Annotated in this window: 17 protein-coding genes and 1 pseudogene; 9 read left to right on the top strand and 9 right to left on the bottom strand. The window is 77.0% G+C overall.

Going from position 1 to position 17428, the window contains the following annotated elements:
* Positions 1-128: 128 nt before the first annotated feature.
* The 4 genes from NT8_RS03770 to NT8_RS03755 form a co-directional block, all read right to left on the bottom strand.
* On the bottom strand, positions 129-353 hold the full coding sequence (locus NT8_RS03770; protein ID WP_067964263.1) for a hypothetical protein: 225 nt from the start codon (positions 351-353) through the stop codon (positions 129-131).
* Between the two features lie 37 nt (positions 354-390).
* Positions 391-1734, bottom strand: a complete 1344-nt coding sequence (locus NT8_RS03765; RefSeq protein ID WP_067964262.1) for a TRAP transporter large permease subunit — start codon at positions 1732-1734, stop codon at positions 391-393.
* Between the two features lie 90 nt (positions 1735-1824).
* The gene (locus NT8_RS03760; RefSeq protein ID WP_067964259.1) at positions 1825-2694 is read right to left on the bottom strand and encodes an HpcH/HpaI aldolase/citrate lyase family protein; all 870 of its coding nucleotides are present in this window, start codon (positions 2692-2694) and stop codon (positions 1825-1827) included.
* Positions 2691-3878 carry a CaiB/BaiF CoA transferase family protein gene (locus NT8_RS03755; protein ID WP_067964257.1) on the bottom strand — a complete coding sequence of 396 codons (1188 nt, stop codon included), beginning with the start codon at positions 3876-3878 and terminating at the stop codon, positions 2691-2693. The genes NT8_RS03760 and NT8_RS03755 overlap by 4 nt, the downstream gene beginning before the upstream one ends.
* Before the next feature lie 114 nt (positions 3879-3992).
* Between NT8_RS03755 and NT8_RS03750 the strand changes: the two genes are divergently transcribed.
* The 7 genes and pseudogenes from NT8_RS03750 to NT8_RS30600 all read left to right on the top strand — a co-directional run bounded on the left by NT8_RS03750 (position 3993) and on the right by NT8_RS30600 (position 10134).
* The gene (locus tag NT8_RS03750; RefSeq protein WP_067964255.1) at positions 3993-4706 is read left to right on the top strand and encodes a GntR family transcriptional regulator; all 714 of its coding nucleotides are present in this window, start codon (positions 3993-3995) and stop codon (positions 4704-4706) included.
* A 135-nt stretch (positions 4707-4841) separates the two neighbouring features.
* Positions 4842-5537 carry a lytic polysaccharide monooxygenase auxiliary activity family 9 protein gene (locus NT8_RS03745; protein WP_067964253.1) on the top strand — a complete coding sequence of 232 codons (696 nt, stop codon included), beginning with the start codon at positions 4842-4844 and terminating at the stop codon, positions 5535-5537.
* Positions 5538-5586: 49 nt separating this feature from the next.
* Positions 5587-5904, top strand: a pseudogene (locus NT8_RS31530) (SDR family oxidoreductase); the annotation flags it as partial.
* 472 nt (positions 5905-6376) lie between these two features.
* The gene (locus tag NT8_RS03735) at positions 6377-6997 is read left to right on the top strand and encodes a bifunctional 4-hydroxy-2-oxoglutarate aldolase/2-dehydro-3-deoxy-phosphogluconate aldolase (protein WP_067964250.1); all 621 of its coding nucleotides are present in this window, start codon (positions 6377-6379) and stop codon (positions 6995-6997) included.
* 478 nt (positions 6998-7475) lie between these two features.
* Positions 7476-8402 carry a sugar kinase gene (locus tag NT8_RS03730; protein WP_067964287.1) on the top strand — a complete coding sequence of 309 codons (927 nt, stop codon included), beginning with the start codon at positions 7476-7478 and terminating at the stop codon, positions 8400-8402.
* A 99-nt stretch (positions 8403-8501) separates the two neighbouring features.
* Positions 8502-8945, top strand: coding sequence for a DUF6098 family protein (locus tag NT8_RS03725; protein ID WP_067964285.1), 444 nt, complete (start codon positions 8502-8504; stop codon positions 8943-8945).
* 445 nt (positions 8946-9390) lie between these two features.
* Positions 9391-10134: a YqjF family protein gene (locus NT8_RS30600; RefSeq protein WP_245646020.1), complete on the top strand. Its 744-nt coding sequence runs from the start codon at positions 9391-9393 to the stop codon at positions 10132-10134.
* 23 nt (positions 10135-10157) lie between these two features.
* Here NT8_RS30600 and NT8_RS03715 read toward each other — a convergent pair whose 3' ends face one another.
* Both NT8_RS03715 and fes read right to left on the bottom strand, forming a co-directional pair.
* Positions 10158-10616, bottom strand: a complete 459-nt coding sequence (locus NT8_RS03715; protein ID WP_084468620.1) for a MarR family winged helix-turn-helix transcriptional regulator — start codon at positions 10614-10616, stop codon at positions 10158-10160.
* A 379-nt stretch (positions 10617-10995) separates the two neighbouring features.
* Complete coding sequence (gene fes, locus NT8_RS03710) at positions 10996-12336, bottom strand: enterochelin esterase (protein ID WP_067964248.1); 1341 nt, start codon at positions 12334-12336, stop codon at positions 10996-10998.
* Positions 12337-12371: 35 nt separating this feature from the next.
* On the opposite strand from fes, the gene fepB reads away from it, so the two are divergent.
* Together fepB and NT8_RS03700 are read left to right on the top strand one after the other, a co-directional pair.
* Positions 12372-13352: a Fe2+-enterobactin ABC transporter substrate-binding protein gene (gene fepB / locus NT8_RS03705; protein WP_174549517.1), complete on the top strand. Its 981-nt coding sequence runs from the start codon at positions 12372-12374 to the stop codon at positions 13350-13352.
* A 345-nt stretch (positions 13353-13697) separates the two neighbouring features.
* Positions 13698-14873, top strand: a complete 1176-nt coding sequence (locus NT8_RS03700; RefSeq protein WP_067964244.1) for an MFS transporter — start codon at positions 13698-13700, stop codon at positions 14871-14873.
* A gap of 12 nt (positions 14874-14885) precedes the next feature.
* On the opposite strand, the gene NT8_RS03695 is transcribed toward NT8_RS03700, so the two are convergent.
* The 3 genes from NT8_RS03695 to NT8_RS03685 all read right to left on the bottom strand — a co-directional run bounded on the left by NT8_RS03695 (position 14886) and on the right by NT8_RS03685 (position 17425).
* Positions 14886-15674 (bottom strand): NAD(P)-binding domain-containing protein, encoded by a 789-nt coding sequence (locus NT8_RS03695; RefSeq protein WP_067964242.1) that lies wholly within the window; start codon positions 15672-15674, stop codon positions 14886-14888.
* Between the two features lie 120 nt (positions 15675-15794).
* Entirely contained in the window at positions 15795-16277 is a 483-nt protein-coding gene (locus NT8_RS30255; protein ID WP_217999052.1) for a hypothetical protein, read from the bottom strand.
* A 140-nt stretch (positions 16278-16417) separates the two neighbouring features.
* On the bottom strand, positions 16418-17425 hold the full coding sequence (locus tag NT8_RS03685) for a threonine ammonia-lyase (protein ID WP_169805187.1): 1008 nt from the start codon (positions 17423-17425) through the stop codon (positions 16418-16420).
* Positions 17426-17428: the final 3 nt, after the last annotated feature.

Raw genomic sequence — 17428 nt, 5'->3', positions numbered from 1 at the left:
CACACCGCGGCGGCCGGAGCGGGGCCGCCCCGGCCGCCGGCGGCGTGACCGCGCCCGCGCCCCGGGGACGCGGGCGCGGCCCGGCGCACGGGTGCGCTGGGCCGCGCGGCCACGGGTCCGGGGCGGTGTCAGTCGCCGCTGTCCCAGCCCTCCAGGTAGGACCGGACGAACGCGACGATGCCGGTCGCCCCCGCGAGGGCGTACACCACCGGTCCGATCCGCTCGGCCGCCGCCGCGACCAGCGGCGCCGATCCGGCCGCCAGCCCCGCCGCCTGCACGGCGACGAGCAGCACGCCGCCGGTCAGGAACAGCGCCAGGCCGACGCGGAACGCGATGTCGAGTGCTCGGGTCATGCGCAACCCCTCGGGTCGAGTGGGGCCGACCGGACGGTCAGCCGGGGATCGGGAGGAAGCCGACCGCCACCAGCGCGCCGATCAGCAGGGTCGGGAGGACGTACCACAGCAGCAGGGGCACGAACGTGCGGGTCGGGTCGACCCCCGCGATGCCGCTCGCGATGTAGATGGGCGCGGCGCCGGGCGGGGACGCGCCCTCGGTGGAGGCGAACATCAGCACCACCACCGCGGCCACCGTGGGCGACACGCCCGCGGTCACCAGCGCGGTGAACGCCACCGACCCCACGGCCACCATCGTCGCCGTCGCGGTCAGCGGGGCCGCCGCAGCGAGCACGATCACCCCGACGATCAGGGCGAGCACGAACGCCGGCGCCTCGATGCGCGACAGCAGCTCGGTCAGCTCCGCGCCCATGCCCAGCTCGCCGAGCACGGTCGAGGCCGCGAACGCGAAGAACAGCACCGCGCCGATGACGCCGAACCGGGGCCCGGCCTCGCCGAGCAGCGCCCACCAGGCGCGCCCGCCGCGCGGCAGGTGCCGCCGCCCCACCAGCAGCGTGACCAGGATGACCAGCACCGGAATCCAGGTGATGATGCTGACCGCGTCGACCGCGCCGCCGCCGGCGTGCCGGTCCAGCGCCGCCGCCACCGACCCGGTGGTCAGCACCACCGGCACCGCGATGCCCAGGAACACGAGCAGCGAGTGCCACCCGGCGGCGAAGGTCCGCCGCAGCGGCTGGATGTGGTCGGCGTCGACCGGGCCGATGCCGTACCGCCGCACCAGCACGAAGGTCAGGACCAGCCGGTACAGCAGCAGCCACGCCCCGCCCGCGAACAGCGACAGGAACAGCGACTCCGCCGACACCAGCGACCCCACCGCGCCCAGGCCGGTCAGGATGAACAGCGACGAACTGGGCGGGAACGCGATGCCCAGGCCCGCGTTGCCGGCCACCATGGTGGCCGCCAGCCGGGGCTGGATGTTGGCCCGCATCATCCACGGGATGGTGATGGACCCGACGGCGGCGGCGTTGCCCGACCCCGAGCCCGAGATCGTGCCGAACAGCGCCGAGGCGACGGTCGACACGTAGGCGGGGCCGCCGCGCAGCCGCCCCAGCAGCGAGTTCAGCATGTCGACCAACCGGTCGACCAGGCCGGTGCGGCCCAGCAGGAAGCCCATGAAGACGAACGCGGAGGCGGCGAACACGACCTCCTCGGTCGCCGCCGCGGTGATGCCCGCCCACAGCAGGCGGGGCGCGTCGGCGCCGCCGAACACGGCGACCACCAGGAAGCCGATCAGCATCGCCTCCCCGATGCCGCGCTTGACGACCACGTTCCACAGGATGATCACGGTGATGTAGGCGGCGAACGCCCATAGGCCGACCATGGTGCTCCTTCTCCGTCAGCCGGGAGGGGACCGGGGTCCCCCGGGGGGATGGCCGGGCGCGTGCGCGCCCGGCCCGGGAGCGGCGCGGCCCTACGCGGGGCCGGCGCCGAGGCGGTCGGCGAGCGCGAGGGTGCGCAGCGCCGAGACGACCACGGGCGCGTCGACGAACCGCCCGTCGGGCAGGGCGACGGCGCCCGCGCCGTCGGCGGCGCCGTCCTCGGCGGCCGCAGCGATCTCGCGGGCGCGGGCCACCTCGTCGGGGCCGGGGGTGAACGCCCGCCGGATCACCGGCAGCTGGCGCGGGTGGATCGCGGTCCGCCCGAACATGCCCAGGTCGCGGCCCGCCGCGCAGGAGGCGGCGAGGCCGTCGGTGTCGCGGACGTCGATGTAGGCCGACATCGCGGGGGAGGGCAGCCCGGCGGCGGCCGCGGCGAGCACGGTCTGGGCGCGCAGCCAGGTGTAGGCGGCGTCGCCGCGCAGGTGCATCTCGGCGGCGAGGTCGGCCTCGCCCAGCGCCAGGGCGCCCGCTGCGGGGTGGGCCGCGACGGCCGCGGCGTTCTGCACGCCGCGCGCCGATTCCAGCAGGCAGTGCACGACCGTTCCGGCGCCGAGCCGGCCGACCACCAGGTCGACGTCGTCGGGCCCCTCGACCTTGGGCACCCGCACCGCGTCGGGGCGGGCGCCGCCGGCGAGGGCGTCGAGGTCGCGCGCGCCGTGCGCGCCGCGCGGGGCGTTCACCCGGACGTGCACCGCCGGGCGGTCCGGCCCGGCGGGCGGCAGGTCGGCGAGGAAGCGCGCCACCTCGCGGCGGGCGGTGTCCTTGTGGGGCGCGAGGACGGCGTCCTCCAGGTCGAGGATGACGGCGTCGGCCCCGCTGGCCATGGCCTTGGCGAACCGGTCGGGCCGGTCGCCGGGCACGTACAGCCAGGTGACCAGGGGCGGGGGCGGGACGGCGGTCACGCGACCGCCCCCGCCGCCCGCAGTGCCGCGATCTCCTCGGCGGTGTAGCCGAGCCCGCCCAGGACCTCGTCGCTGTGCGCGCCCAGCGGCGGGCCGGCCCACCGGATCTCACCGGGGGTCTCCGACAGCCGGAACAGCACGTTCTGCATGGCCACCGAGCCCAGTTCGTCGTCGGGCACGTGCACGATGGACCCCAGCGCCGCGTACTGCGGGTCGGCGACGATGTCGGAGACGTCGTAGATCGGGGCGACCGCGGCCTGCGCCTCCTCGAAGGCGGCCACCACCTCGTCGGCGTCGCGTTCGGCGATCCAGCCGCCCACGGCGGCGTCGAGGACGTCGGCGTGCTGGGCGCGGGTGCGGCCCGACGCGAACCACGGCTCCTCCGCCAGCTCCGGCCGCCCCACCAGGCGCACCACGCGCTCCGCGATCGACTGGGCGCTGGTGGACACGGCCAGCCACCGCCCGTCGCGGGTGCGGTAGGCGTTGCGCGGCGCGTTGGCGGCCGAGCGGTTGCCGGTGCGCTGCGGCACGGTGCCCAGGGCGTGGAAGGCGGTGACCTGGGGGCCGAGCACGGTGAGGATGGGCTCGATGATCGCCAGGTCCACCACCTGGCCGCGGCCGGTCTGCTCGCGCGCCTGGAGGGCCACCATCACCGCGTAGGCGACGGCCAGGGCGGCGATGCCGTCGGCCAGGGCGAGCGGGGGCAGCGTCGGCGGGCCGTCGGGCTCGCCGGTGACGGCGGCGAAGCCGCTCATGGCCTCGGCCAGGGTGCCGAACCCGGGCCGGTGGGCCATCGGGCCCTTCTGCCCGAACCCGGTCACCCGGGCGATCACCAGGCGGGGGTTGGCCTCCCACAGCGTCTCGGGGGACAGGCCCCAGCGCTCCAGCGTCCCGGGGCGGAAGTTCTCGATCAGCACGTCCGCGTCGGCGAGCAGGCGCAGCGCGACCTCGCGCCCCTCGGCGGCGGAGAAGTCGACCGCGGTGACCCGCTTGTTGCGGGACAGGATCTTCCACCACAGGCCGACGCCGTCCTTGGCCTGGCCGTGCCCGCGCGCGGGGTCGCCCCGGCGCGGATGCTCGACCTTGACGACGTCGGCGCCGAAGTCGCCGAGGTAGGTGGCGGCCATCGGGCCGGCGAACAGGGTCGCCGCGTCGACCACGCGGATGTTTCCCAGCGGTTTCATGGGCTGCATCTTATAAAATATGGAATATACGTCAATGGCGGATGTGATCCGGTCCGCACCGCGGACCGCACTAGACTGGCCGGGTCCACAGTCGGCGCGGGAGGAGACCGGCCCTTGGCTCGCGGAAGCACCGGCGGTCCCCCGGGTCCCGCCGCGCGCCGGCCCCCGGCCAGCAAGGCCGACTACGTGCACGAGACCCTGCGCCAGGAGATCCACGACGGCACCCTGCCGCCCGGCAGCGCCATCGGCCAGGAGGAGATCGCCGCCCGGCTCGGCGTCTCCATCACCCCCGTCCGCGAGGCGCTGCGCCGGCTGGAGAGCGACGGCCTCATCTCCTACCGCGCCCACCGCGGGGCCACCGTCGCCGAACTCGCCGCCGATGCCGCCGAGGAGCTGTACCTGCTCCGCGCCGTCGTCGAGGGGCTCACCGCGCGGCTCGCCGCCGCGCGCATCACCGCCGACCAGCTCGACCGGCTGCGCGCCGTGCACGCCCGCATGCGCGCCGCCCACGAGCGCGGCGACGCGGCGGCGCTGGCCCGCGACAGCCGCGAGTTCCACCAGTCGGTCGCCGACGCCGGCGGTCCGGCGTTCCTCGCCGCGCACGTGCGCTCCATCCGGCAGAACAACCCCGTGCCGCCGTCGGTGTCGCTGTGGAACGACCCCGCCAACGCGCGGCGCTTCCTCGACGCCCACGAGCGCCTGCTGCGCGCGCTCGCCGACCGCGACGCCGCGGCCGCCGAGCGCATCATGGCCGAGCACATCCAGGCCAGCGCCGCCGTGCGGGGCGAGAACAGTGCCGGACCGGCCGCCGCCCCGGCGGCCGACTGAGCCCGCGGCGCCACCCCGGGGCCGGATCCTCACCCACCGTGTTTCGGGCGCGTGTGCACCGGGTAATGGAATCGTAACGTGGGAGCGCTCCCAAGATCCGGAAACCCCACAGCCGGAAACTCTGGAGAACGCACGATGCACAAGACCGACCACCCCCGCACCCCCCGCTCCGGCCGCACCCCCCGCTCCGGCCGCACCGTCCGCCGCGGCCTCGCCCTGCTGGCCGTGGCCGCCCTGGGCGCCTTGCCCTGGGCCGGCCCGGCCGCCGCCCACGGGTCCATCGTCGACCCCGCCTCCCGCAACTACGGCTGCTGGCTGCGCTGGGGCTCCGACCACCTCAACCCGGACATGGCACAGGAAGACCCCATGTGCTGGCAGGCGTGGCAGGACAACCCCAACGCCATGTGGAACTGGAACGGCCTGTACCGCGACAACGTCGGCGGGAACCACCAGGCCGCCGTCCCCGACGGGCAGCTGTGCAGCGGCGGCCGCACCGAGGGCGGCCGCTACCGCTCGCTGGACACCCCGGGCGAGTGGCAGACCACCGACGTCGGCGCGAACTTCTCCGTGCACCTGTACGACCAGGCCAGCCACGGCGCCGACTACTTCCGCGTCTACGTCACCGAGCAGGGCTACGACCCCGCCACCGAGCCCCTGACCTGGGGCGACCTGGAGCTGGTCGAGGAGACCGGGAGCTACGCCCCGGCGCAGGACATCACCTTCGACGTCAGCGCCCCCGGCCGCAGCGGCCACCACGTCGTGTTCACCATCTGGCAGGCGTCCCACATGGACCAGGCCTACTACCTCTGCAGCGACGTCAACTTCGTCTGACCCCCGCTGCCACCGCCCCGCCGGACCGCGTCCGGCGGGGCGGCGCGGTGTCCGCGTGAACGCCGTCGCCCCCGGCCTCATCGGCGGCGACGGCCTGCCCGCCGCGCACGAGGGCTACCCGCTGCGGCGCACCGGCACCCCCGGGGAGGTCGCGGCCGCCGTGGCGTTCCTTTCCTCGCCCGCCGCGTCCTTCGTCACCGGCACCGTCCTGCCGGTCGACGGCGGGCTGTCCATCGCCTCACCAGCGGCGTTCCTCCGCCCGGACCTACGCGCCCGCTTCCTCCCCGACCCCCCCGGCCCGACCGCCCCAGCCAGACCTGAACTGACCGGCCTGACCGGCCGACCGGGGCCGTCCTGCCCCGAATGAGGACCGACCGTCCCGGTCGACCGTCGCACCCTCCACCGGAGGACCCCGCCCGACACCGACCGAACGCCCCGACCCGACGGGCAGCCCGGCCTGAACCGGAGACCGCCGTGTTCCGACGGGGAGCGTTCGGCTCGGCCAGCCCGTCCCGAGCCACCGTCCGACAGTCCGACCGCGCGACAACCCGGCGGCTCCGCGCGCCAGGGCACCGGTGGTTCGGGGCCCCGGCGCCCCGGCGCGCCGAGCCGCCCGCCAGGGCACCGGCCGGGGCGTCGGCCGTGCGGCGGCGGCGTCCTCTTTCGCCCGACCGGCCCTCGGACCCACAGCCGGTCGGGATACTGGGGCGGGCGCCCTCAGCGAAGCCCGAACCCGCCCGCCCCCTGGCCGCACCACGTTCGCCGACCACGCCCGACACGGCCGGTCGACCCACCGCACCCGCCCGCCCGCCCGGGCCGGTCCCGAAGGAGAAGAGACCATGCGACACGACTTCCCCGACCTGTTCGCCGGCCGGCGGGTCATGGCGATCCTGCGCGGCCTGCCGCCGGAGACGACGGTCGACCTGGCCGTCCGCGCCTGGGACCTCGGCATCCCCGCCGTCGAGGTGCCGATCCCCCCGTCCGGCGACCTGGCCGCGCTGCGCGCGGCGGTACGGGCGGGGGCCGAGCGGGGGAGGCCCGTCGGCGCGGGCACCGTCACCGGCCCCGAGCAGGTGGCGGCGGTCGCGGACGCGGGGGCCGCGTTCACCGTCGCCCCCGGGTTCGACCCCGAGGTCTGCGCCGCGTCCCTCCAGCGCGGCCTGCCGCACCTGCCCGGTGTGGCGACGCCGGGGGAGGTGCAGCGGGCCGTCCGGCATGGTCTGACCTGGCTGAAGATGTTCCCCGCCGCGGTGCTGGGCCCGGACTGGCTCACCGCGGTGCGCGGGCCGTTCCCCGAGGTGGAGTTCGTCGCCACCGGCGGCGTCGACGCCCGCACCGCGCCCGCCTTCCTGGCGGCCGGAGCCCGAGCGGTGGCCGTGGGCTCCGCCCTCGCCGACCCCGAACAGATCACCCTGCTCGCCGACCTCACCAGCGGAGACACCACCGATGACACCCGCTGACCCCGCGCCGACCGGCCTCGGCCCTGGTGGTCTCGTCCCTGCTGGTCTTGGTGTGGTCGACCCTGCTCCTGTCGGCTCCGCGACCGCTGATCACGGGCCGGTCGGCTTCGGGGCGGCTGTTCCTGCGCCCGCTGTCGCCGGACCGGCTGGGCTCGGTTCTGACGGCCTTGTTCCTGCTGGTCGCGGGGCGACCGGCCCTGCTCTTGTCGACTCTCGGCCCGCTGATCTCGGGGCGCCGGGCTTCGGACCGGTGGAGTCTGTGCCCACTCGCGCCATGTCCGCCGTCGACGTGCCCGCCGGCTCCGCGTCGGGCGGCGCCGCGTCCGCCGATCCGGCGCCGCCCCGCGCCTCCGCGCCCGTCGGCCCACTGCCGTCCGGGCCGGGGCCGGGCCTTCCCCCGGCCGGTCAGCCCGAGGCCGACCGGTTCCGGGCGGACAGCGGGACGGCCGGGCCCGAGGTCGTCTGCCTCGGGGAGGCCATGGTGATGCTCACTCCCGCCTCCGCCCGCCCCCTCGCCGAACGGCCGCACCTGGCGACCGCCGTGGGCGGCGCGGAGTCCAACGTCGCCTGCACCCTGGCCCGCCTCGGCCACCGCACGGCTTGGGTCGGCCGCGTGGGCGACGACCCGTTCGGGGCCATGGTCACCGGCGACCTGGCCGGGCACGGCGTGGACGTCTCCGGGGTCGGGGTCGACTCCGGCCGCCCCACCGGCGTCTACGTCAAGGACCCCGCCCCCGGTGGCACCCGGGTGTACTACTACCGGCGCGGGTCGGCGGCCTCGGCCATGGGCCCGGACACCGCCGCCGCCGTGCTGTCGGCGCGGCCCCGCCTCGTCCACCTGTCGGGCGTCACCCCGGCGCTGTCGGAGAGCTGCGCCGCCCTCGTCGACCGGCTCGTCGCGGGCGCCTCCGGCGGCCCGATCACCTCCTTCGACGTCAACCACCGGCCCCGGCTGTGGGCGGGCGGGGCGGCGGAGACACTGCGGCGCCTGGCCGACGCGGCCGACGTCGTGTTCGTCGGCCGCGACGAGGCGGAGGCGCTGTGGGGCACGTCCACCGCCGACGAGGTCCGCGCGCTCCTGCCGCGCCCGCGCCACCTCGTGGTCAAGGACGCGGGTGAACCCGCTGTGGAGTTCCACCCCGAGGGCCGCACGGCCGTTCCGGCCCCCCGGGCCCGGATCGTGGAACCGGTCGGCGCGGGTGACGCGTTCGCCGCCGGCTTCCTGTCCGGGCTGCTCACCGGCCGCCCCGCCGAACAGCGCCTCCGCCTGGGCCACCTGTGCGCGGCCGCGACCCTCGGCACCGTCACCGACCTCGCCCCGCTCCCAGCCCCGGAGACCATCGACGGCCTCCTCACCACCCCGTCCTGGCCCCACGCCGCCACGGAAGCGCTGTCCCGCGCCTGATCCCGCTCCGCCCGGGGGGCGGCGGAGACCGGCCGCCCCCGGGCGGACGGCGCGTTCGCGGTGGTTAGCGGCCTGTGCCGGGGGCAGAGAGTGGCCTTCATGGAGGCCACCACACCGCAGCCGGCGCTGCCCCACCTCACCTCGTTCGCCGAGCTGGTGGCGCTCGTCGGAGCGCGCGACCGGCTGTACCTGCGCTACTCGCACGGCCCCGAGGCCGACGCCGACACCGTCAGCCGCGATTACGAGAGCGGGCTCGAACTGCCGGGGCTGTCCTCGACCGTCCTCGACCCCGAACCGTGGTGGACGCGCCCGCTGGACGACTGGCTCGCCCGGCAGGTCCGCAAGTACGCGCAGCTCGGCGAGGCGGACGAGGACCGGTTCGCCTGGGTCCTCACCGGACGGGTGGTGGCGCGCGGACCCGACCACGAGCCGCTGCTCGTCGACGCGCGGCCCGTGGCCCGGCTGGATGACGCCGTGGTGCGCCAGGCGCGCGAGATCTACGAGGAGCGCTTCGACGTGGGCCGAGGGTCCGCCGATCCCTGACCGCCGCCGTCCCCCCGGAGCGGCCCTCTCGGCCGGCGGCGCCGCTCGGAGCAGCACGTTCGGCTCCGCCGTCGACCGCGCCGCAGGGCGCGCCGCTCGGACCGACCGCCTTCGCGGGGCGCTCGCCGAGTGTGGGTCATCGGGTGGGCGAAGCCCTGGGCACGGCGGCGGTCCGGGCGGGGCCGCTGACCGCGTGTCGGAGTCGTCCGGTCCGCAGCCGGGCGACCCGACCCGGCCTGTCGGGGTCCGCCTTTCCACGGCCCGTGGTCGGTCATGGCTCGCCGGCCGTCCGCCTTCCGACGTGTCCGGGCCGCCTGCGTGTTCGGGCCGGTGGGCCGTCGTGTGGGCGGGACCCTGGGGCGGGTGGTCCGGGGTGGGGCGCCGGCGCGGGTTCGGGGCGGGTGCGTGCGGGCAGACCGTCCGCACCTACGGAAGGAGTTCCGCCGTGGCACCCGCCCCCTCCGGTTCCACCCGGCCGCCCCCGCTCGTCGCGCCCCCGATGCCCGGACCGCCCCTGGTCCGCCAGAGCTGGCGCGACGCCGTCTTCCTGCACTGGCGGATCGCGCCCGAGCGCGTCGCCCCGCTGCTGCCCGCCGGGACCCGCCCCGATGTCCTCGACGGGGCCGCCCACGTGGGGGTCGTCGCGTTCCGGGTCGCCGCCACGACCGTCCTCGGCGTCGTCCCCACCGGCGGCTTCGGCGAGGTCAACGTCCGCGTCTACGCCGTCGACGGCCACGGCCGCCGGGGCACCGTGTTCCTGTCGCTGGACGCCGACTCCGCGCACAACGCCCTCGGGGGCCGCGCGGCAGCGGGGATTCCCTACCTGTGGGCGGACGTGTCGCTGCGCCACGCCGCCGACGGCACGCTGGCCGGCGCGGTCCGCCGCCGATGGCCTTCCGGGCCGGCCCGGGCCCGGTGGCGGACCACCGTCGGCGCCCCCATCGCCGCGCCCTCGCGCGAGGACCGGTTCCTCACCGACCGGTGGGGCCTGCACGTCCGCCGCCTCGGCCGAACGGTGTGGATACGCGTCGCCCACCAGCCGTGGCGGCTGCACCGCTGCACGGACACCCGGTTCGAGGGCGACCTGCTCGCCGCCGCCGGGCTGCCCGTCGGCGACCGCCCGCCGGACTCCGTCCTCTGGTCCTCGGGCGTGGACACCGGGATCACCCCCTCCTTGGTCCCCGCCTGATCCCCACGGGGCCGCGGCGCCGGTCAGGTGTCGAGGCGGGCGAGGGCGGCGTGCAGGGCGCGGACGTCGGCGGGGGAGAGGTGGGAGAGCGGGGAGCGCTCGGCCAGACCGGTGCCGATCGCGTCGACCACCCGGCGCCCCTCGGCCGTCGGACGGGCGACGCGGACCCGGCGGTCGCTGCGCGACGGGACGCGGGCGACCAGGCCCTTCGCCTCCAGCTCCCGGGTGAGCACCGACACCCCCGAGGCGGTGCGCCCCAGTTGGCGGGCGAGCGCGCTCTGCGAAGGGGCGTCGCGCAGCGCCCGCAGCGTGCGCGCCTGGAGGGCGGTCAGCCCGTGTTCGGCGGCAAGCGTGGTGAGCAGGGCGTCGAGCCGCTGCGCGACGCGCAGCAGCACCTCCCCGGTGTCGCGCGCCGTGGGCTCGGGCGCGCCGGGGGAGGGGACGGCGGGGGCGGCCGCCGCGCCGGCGGGGTCACTCGTCATGCGGTCCAGGATGGCGGTCCTTCCGTTGCGGCGTCGCGCGCGGGCCGGTGCGGCGGGGCGGGGGCGCCGCCCGGGCGGGGTCGGGTGGCGCCGGCGGCGGGTGCGGGCGGTGAGGCGGCCGGCCGGGGCGCCGCGCGGTGGTGGTGCGCCCGGCCAGGGTCGGCCTTGACACCGGAGGCGGGGGCGGGCGAGGTAGGGCGGTCGACGCCCGGCAGGGGGCGTCGCGTGGTCGCGGGTGCGTCCGGCCGGGCGGTGGGTCGCCTGTGTGCGGGGTCGGCCGGTGGTGTGTCCGGTCCGGCGGCCGGCCGGCCACATGCGCGGCGCGGTCGGTGGTGCGGCCGGTCGGTGGGGGCGGCGGAGTGGGGGCCCCGCCGGGTGGTCATGGGCGGGGCCAGTCGTGGGTGAGGGCGGCCAGGGCGTCCGGTAGGCCGACGCGCCAGCACGCGCGGTCGTGGCCGCCGTTGTACTCGGCGTAGTGCGGATCGGCGCCGCGGTCGCGCAGGGTGTCGCGGAGCCGCCGCGTCGGCCCGACCAGCGACCACTCGTGCACACCGACGCTGAGGTGGACGCGCCGGGGCACCTCGGGCGCGGCGGCGAGCAGGCGCGTCAACCGCTCCGACTCGCCCCCGGCGGCCGCCACGTTCGGCCACCAGAACGACCCTGACTGCGCCACCGCGCCGCCGACGCGCTCCGGGAACCGGTGCGCGGTGTAGAGCGCCGTCAGCCCGCCGAGGCTCTGCCCCGCCACCAGCACCCGATCGGGGTCGGCCGAGACGCCGAACCCGGCGCGCAGCGCCGGCAGCAGCTCCCCGGTGAGCGCGGCGACGAACGGGTCGTGGCAGGCGAGTTCGCGGACCCGCGCGGCGAAGTCGAGCGACGGCACCATGGCGACGACCATCGGCGGCAGCACCCGCGCCGCGATCAGCCGGTCCAGCAGCGGGGCGAGCGGCAGCGCGTGCCAGTCGTCCCCGTCGAGCAGCACCACCACCGGCCGCTCGCCCGCGGGAGGCAGCCCCGCCGCCGGGGTGTACACGCGCACGGTACGGGCGGTCGCGGGGTCGGCGCCGGTGAACGGCAGCGGGTCGACGCGGCCCGCCGGCGCGGCGGTGGGCAGGCCGCGCCACGCCTCCGGCGGCGCGTCCGGCAGGGACGCCACCGACCACCGGTCGTCGAGCCGTTCGCGGGCCAGCGGGTCGGGGCGGGCGTGGGCGAGGGCGTCGAACCACCGGGCGATGGCGGGGGCGTCGGCGGGTTCGGCGACGGCGAGCGCCCGGGAGCGCCGGACGGCGGTCATCGGGTCGAGCGGGCCGGGCGGCGGCGCACCGTCGGCGGGGACGGGGGCGACGGCGTAGGAGGACCGCCAGTCCGAGCCCATCCGGTAGGTGAGGTGCCAGATGTCGGAGCCGGGGACGCGCTCCATCCGGTTGCGGGTGAACGACCCGGCGTCGGCGCTGCGGTCGGCGACGAGCAGCACGTCCGCGACCTCGTCGCCGCCGCGCCACAGGAAGGTGGCGGTGTGCTCGCCGGGGCCGGCGGGCGCGACGACCGGGGTGCCGGTGCGCGCCGCGTCCCGCCAGAAGGCGCGGACGGCGTCCGGGCCGCCGCGGGCGGCGTCCTCGGCTGCCCGGACGACCGGTGCGGTGGAGCGGGGGAAGGCCGGCGCCGGCTTGAACTTGGGCGGCACCGTGGGGAGCGTGGGGTCGTTCACATGCGGAGACATTGACATAAGGATAGGCATACCTAAAAATGCTTGCAATGAAGCAAGCATCACTCTCCCGCCGTGCGGTCTGGGCCGCCCCCGCCGTCGTGTTCGCCCTGCTCTCCGCCGGGTGCGCGGCCGGCGAGGCCGAACCGCCCGCCGGCGACTCCGGCGACACCCGCGCCGTCGAGCACCTGCTCGGCTCCACCGACGTCCCCACCGACCCCGAACGCGTCGTCGCCGTCAGCGTCACCTCCACGCCGATCCTCCTCGGCCTGGATCTGCCGGTGGTCGCCGCCGGCACCACCTCCCCGTCCGCCCTCACCGACGGCAACGGGTTCTTCGCCCAGTGGGCCGACGTCGCCGAGGAGCGCGGCGTCGAGCCGCTGCCCGGCCCCGAGGTCGACCTGGAGGCGGTCGCCTCGGCCGAACCCGACGTCATCGTGGGCACCGGCTTCGGCGCCGACGCGGTCGACGAGCGGACCTACGAGCGCCTGTCCGAGATCGCGCCGACCGTGGTCTTCGGCTCCTCCGACACCCCCTGGCTCGACGTGACCGAGGAGGTCGCCGCCGCCTTCGGCGCCGAGGCGCGCGCCGAGGAGATCGCCGCCGAGTACACCGACCTCACCGAGGAGACGGCGGCGGCCCTCGACACCGGCAAGGACGTCGTCCTGCTCACCGGCACGCCCACCGGCTTCAACGTCTTCACCGAGGAGTCGCCGCAGGGCCGGTTCCTGGCCGACCTGGGCCTGCGCCAGCACGCGTTCGAGGACGGTGAGACGACCGCCACCGAGGGGCGCGCCGACACCGTGTCGGTGTCGCCGGAGAACGTCTCGTCGTTCGACGACTCCACCCTGCTGTTCGTCAACACGAAGGGCGAGAAGGCCGACGACTACCTGGAGACGGCGCCCAACCTGGCCCGCACGCCCGCCTTCGAGGAGGACCGGGCCTTCACCATCGGCGCCGAGGCCTTCCGCATGGACCCCTACAGCGTGCGTGTGGTCGCGGAGCGGCTCACCGACCTGATCGGCGCCTGACCCGACCGCCCCACCTCCACCGCCCGCCGCCCCGCCCCGCCGCGCCCCGTCCCCGCCGCCGTTCCGGCGGGGGCGGGGCGCGACGCGTCGCCGGTCCGTCCGCGTCGCGTGGCCCGGAAAACCAGAGGCGCGGGCCGGGGGGTGCGTGATAGCTTCCGCGCCGGGAAGCCGACGGGGCACCGTTCCCGGTGCTCCGCCCGGCCGCGTGCCGTCGCGCCGGACGGTTCCGGTGTCGCGCGCCGCCGCGCGGCGTGCCGCCCCACTCCCGCCCACCCACCCGGCCGGTGCCGGGCGCGGCCGCGCCGCCGCCCCGCCGACCGGCCCGCAACCACGCCTGGAGTCCCCGTGCCCGCCTGGCTGATCGCGCTCGCCGTCGGAGCGCTCGTGTTCTACACCGACGACTACGTGATCGCCGGCGTCCTGCCCGAGATCGCCGCCGACCTGGGGGTGTCCGAGGGCACCGCCGGCCAGTTGGTCACGGCGTTCTCCGTGACCGTCGCCCTCGCCGCGCCGGTGGCCGCGGTCGCCACCGCCCGCCTGCCGCGGCGCGGCGTGCTGACCGCCGCGGCGGCCGTCTTCACCGCCGCCAACGCGCTGGCGGCCGTCGTCCCCTCCTATGAGGCGCTGCTCGCGCTGCGCGTCGTGGCCGCCCTCGCGGCGGCCACCGCGACGCCCGCGATGTTCGGCCTCGCCGCCCGGCTCGCTCCGCCGGACCGGGTCGGCCGCTACGTCGCGGCCGTCGCGTTCGGCGTGACGGGCGCGATCGCGGCCGGGGTGCCGATCGGCACCTGGATCGGTGGGGTCCTCGGCTGGCGGGCGACCTTCGCCGCCATGGCCGGTGCGGGCTTCCTGGTGGCCGTCGCGTTCGCCGCGCTGCTGCCCGCGCGGTCGGGCACCGCCCCGGCCCTGACGCTGCGCTCCCAGCTGGCGACCCTGGTCCGCCCCGCCGTGTCGCTGGGGCTCGCGGCCAACGTGGTGCTCATGCTCGGGTCGATGATGCTGCTCACCTACCTCGCCCCGTTCGCGGCCGGGGTGGCCGGCGCCGGGGCGGGCACCCGCGGCCTGCTGTTCGCCGCCTCCGGGGTCGCCGGCATGGTCGGCATCTGGGCGGGCGGCGCGGCCACCGACCGGTGGGGCGCCGACCGCACCCTGCTGCTCGGCGTCGGCGCGTTCGTCGCCACCATGGCCGCCCTGGTCGGGCTGTGGGCGGTGCGGCCCGTACCGGTCGCGGTGCTGCTGCCCGTCGTCACGGTGTGGGGCGGGGCGGCGTTCTGGAACTCCCCGGCGGTGCAGGCCCGCCTGCACCGGCTCGCCGGACCGGTCGCGACCCAGGCCCTGGCGGTCAACACCTCGGGCACCTACCTGGGGGTGGCCCTCGGCGGCGCCGTCGGCGGGGCGGTCCTCGACGCGGCCGGGCCCGGCCCGCTCCCGGTCATCGCCGGGGCGGCGGGGCTGGCCGCCCTGGCCCTGCTCGCGGCCGCCGCGGCCCCCCGCTTCGCCGTCCCGGCCGACCGCGCCTGACCGGCCGCCCCGTCACCGCCGACCGCCGCCCCCCTGGCCCGCGAGCACGGTGAGGAGGCCGTCGAGCGCGTCGCCGAGGGCTGCGGAGGCGGCCGGGGTGAACCATGTGGTGCGGATGCGCTCGTTGTTCCCGTTCGGGGTCTCGTGGTCGGCGGCGATGCGGCGCAGGGAGCGCGTCTCGTCGCCCAGGGCGCGCCCGACGTTGTGGAAGAGGTGCCGGACGTAGCCCTCCGCGACGCCGGGGGCGATGCCGTGGCCGGCGGCCCACGACGTGAGTGCGGCGAGATACGCGTAGTGGGTGGTCAGCGTGCCCGTCAGCGCGGAGAAGACGTCGAAGGCCGCCTCGTCCTCGACCGGGAGCACTCCGCCCAGGCGCTCGAAGAGGGCGTCCACCGTCGGGTCCGACGGGTACGTCACCGTGACGGAGCGGCGTTCCCGTACGGCGGGCAGGGGGATGGCCCGGACCAGCGGGGCGTCGGTGGCCAGCGTCCGGCGCAGGTCGTCGACGCCGACGCCGGCCATCACGTTGACGACCGTCGTGCCGCCGTCCACCCGCAGGCCGGCGAGTGCTTCGTGCCGGTCCTGGCCGCGCACGGCGATGACCACGATGTCGGAGCGGTCCACCACCTCCTGGTTGCCGGCGCACGCCCGCACGCTCGCGAAGCGCTCGCACAGTTCCGCGACCGTGCCCGCTCCCCGGGGGGAGAGGAACACCTCCGGTGGCTCGCCGCCCCCGCCGCACAACCCCGTCACGAGGGCGCGGCCGATCTCGCCCACGCCGATGATGCCGATGCTCTTCACCGCGTCTACCTCCAGGGTGCGTGGTGGTCCCGAACCGGGCGGTCCGGTCCGGTGATGCCAGGTCGGTGGGGGCGGACCCGTCGCGGGCATCGCGCCGCCCGCGACGGCCTCCGCATTCCTTCAGGTGTGCCGGGGCGCGGCCGGGCCGGAGGCGGTCTCCGGTCGGCCGTTCCGCCACATCAGCCCGACCGCCACGAGGCCCGCCAGGCAGGGAGCCAGCCCCATCCAACCCAGAGCGGGCGGCAGGCCGGTGTCGCCGGAGGTGTCCGTGGTCAGCAGGCCGGCCAGCCCGACGCCCGTGCCGAGCGCCAACAGCACGGTCGCAACGGGGCGCGCCCACCCCTTGCCCGCCTTGACGGTCCACATCGACCAGAGCCAGGCGGCGGCGCCGAGCGCGCCGATGACCGAGAGCAGCGCAACGTAGAGGTCGACGGCCGAGTCGACCCTGATCTGGGTGTAGTCGGGATATCCGGCCCGGATGTGGTCGGCCAGCACGCGGGTGGTGGCACGGTCGACGTAGGGGGCGATCGCCGCGATGACGGTGAGCCCGAGACCCGCGCCCATCGCTGCGGCGACCCACCGCTCACGCGGTGCCCCCGTCATCGGGGGGCTCCCCTCCGACCGCGGTCGACCGTGCGGTGCCGTCCGGCGCGCTGACCCCATATCGCTTCTCTTCCTGCTCATACCTTTCTCCTCTCCTCTCTCCTCGTGGTGCGTCGGACGCCCGGCGAGGCGGGACGCCCTCAGCTCCGCGTGCCCGGTGCGGCCGGCGCGTCGTGGACGGTCCGCAGCAGCCGGGCCGCCAGATCCCGCACCTGTTCCGGGCGCGGGTTGGCGCCGGTGATCACGACCGCCGGCCGGTCGCCGGGGACCAGGCCCTCGGCGACCGCCGCCAGGCCCGCCGCCCCCGCCGGCTCCAGGACGACCCCGAGCGTGCGCGCCGCCAGGTCCATGGCGGCGGCGATGGCCTCGTCCGTCACCAGGACGACCTCGTCCACCACGGCGCGGGCCCGCCGCACCGAGGCCTCCAGGGGGCGGTGCACCGCGATGCCGTCGGCGAAAGTGCGCGGGTCCTCGACGCGGACCGGGCGCCCGGCGCGCAGGCTCTCCCGCATCGAGGGGGCGCCCGCCGCGTTGACCCCCACGACGCGGACGCCGGGGGCGTGCTCCTTCATCCAGCGGCCCACGCCGTTGATCAGGGCGCCGTCACCGACCGGGAGCACGACCGCGTCGAAGCCCCCGCCGCCCGGGCCGCGGGTCAGCTCGACGCCGATCGTCCCGGCGCCTTCGGCGATCGTCGCCTGGAGGCCGTCCCGCAGGTGGACGCGGTCGGGGTGGCGCTCGGCGTGGGCGGTCGCGGCCTCGCGCGCCGACGCGCCGTCCGGTCCCGCCGTGACGACCCGGGCGCCGAAGGCCTCCATCCGCTCCCGCTTGCCGGGGTTGACCGTCTCGGGCACGAACACCTCCACCGGCATCCCCCGGGCCCGCCCCGCGTAGGCGACGGCCTGCCCGAAGTTGCCCGAGCTGGCGCACACCACGGGGGTGCCGGGGGCGAGCGTGCTCAGCATCAGGTCCGCGCCCCGGCCCTTGAAGCTGCGCACGGGGTTGGCCGTCTCCAGCTTGACCGTCACCTCGCGGCCGCCCAGCGCCCGGCACAACTGCTCGTCGAGGTACTGCGGGGTGTTGAGGAACAGCGGGTCGATCACGTGCACGGCCTTCTCGATCCGTGCCGCGTCCACATCCAGGTCCATGCG

Origin of the sequence: Nocardiopsis trehalosi NBRC 14201 (assembly GCF_001552555.1) — a bacterium.
Taxonomy (GTDB): Bacteria; Actinomycetota; Actinomycetes; order Streptosporangiales; family Streptosporangiaceae; genus Nocardiopsis_B; species Nocardiopsis_B trehalosi.
The sequence above is the reverse complement of the archived record's forward strand: the minus strand, read 5'-3'. Positions and strand labels throughout refer to the sequence as shown.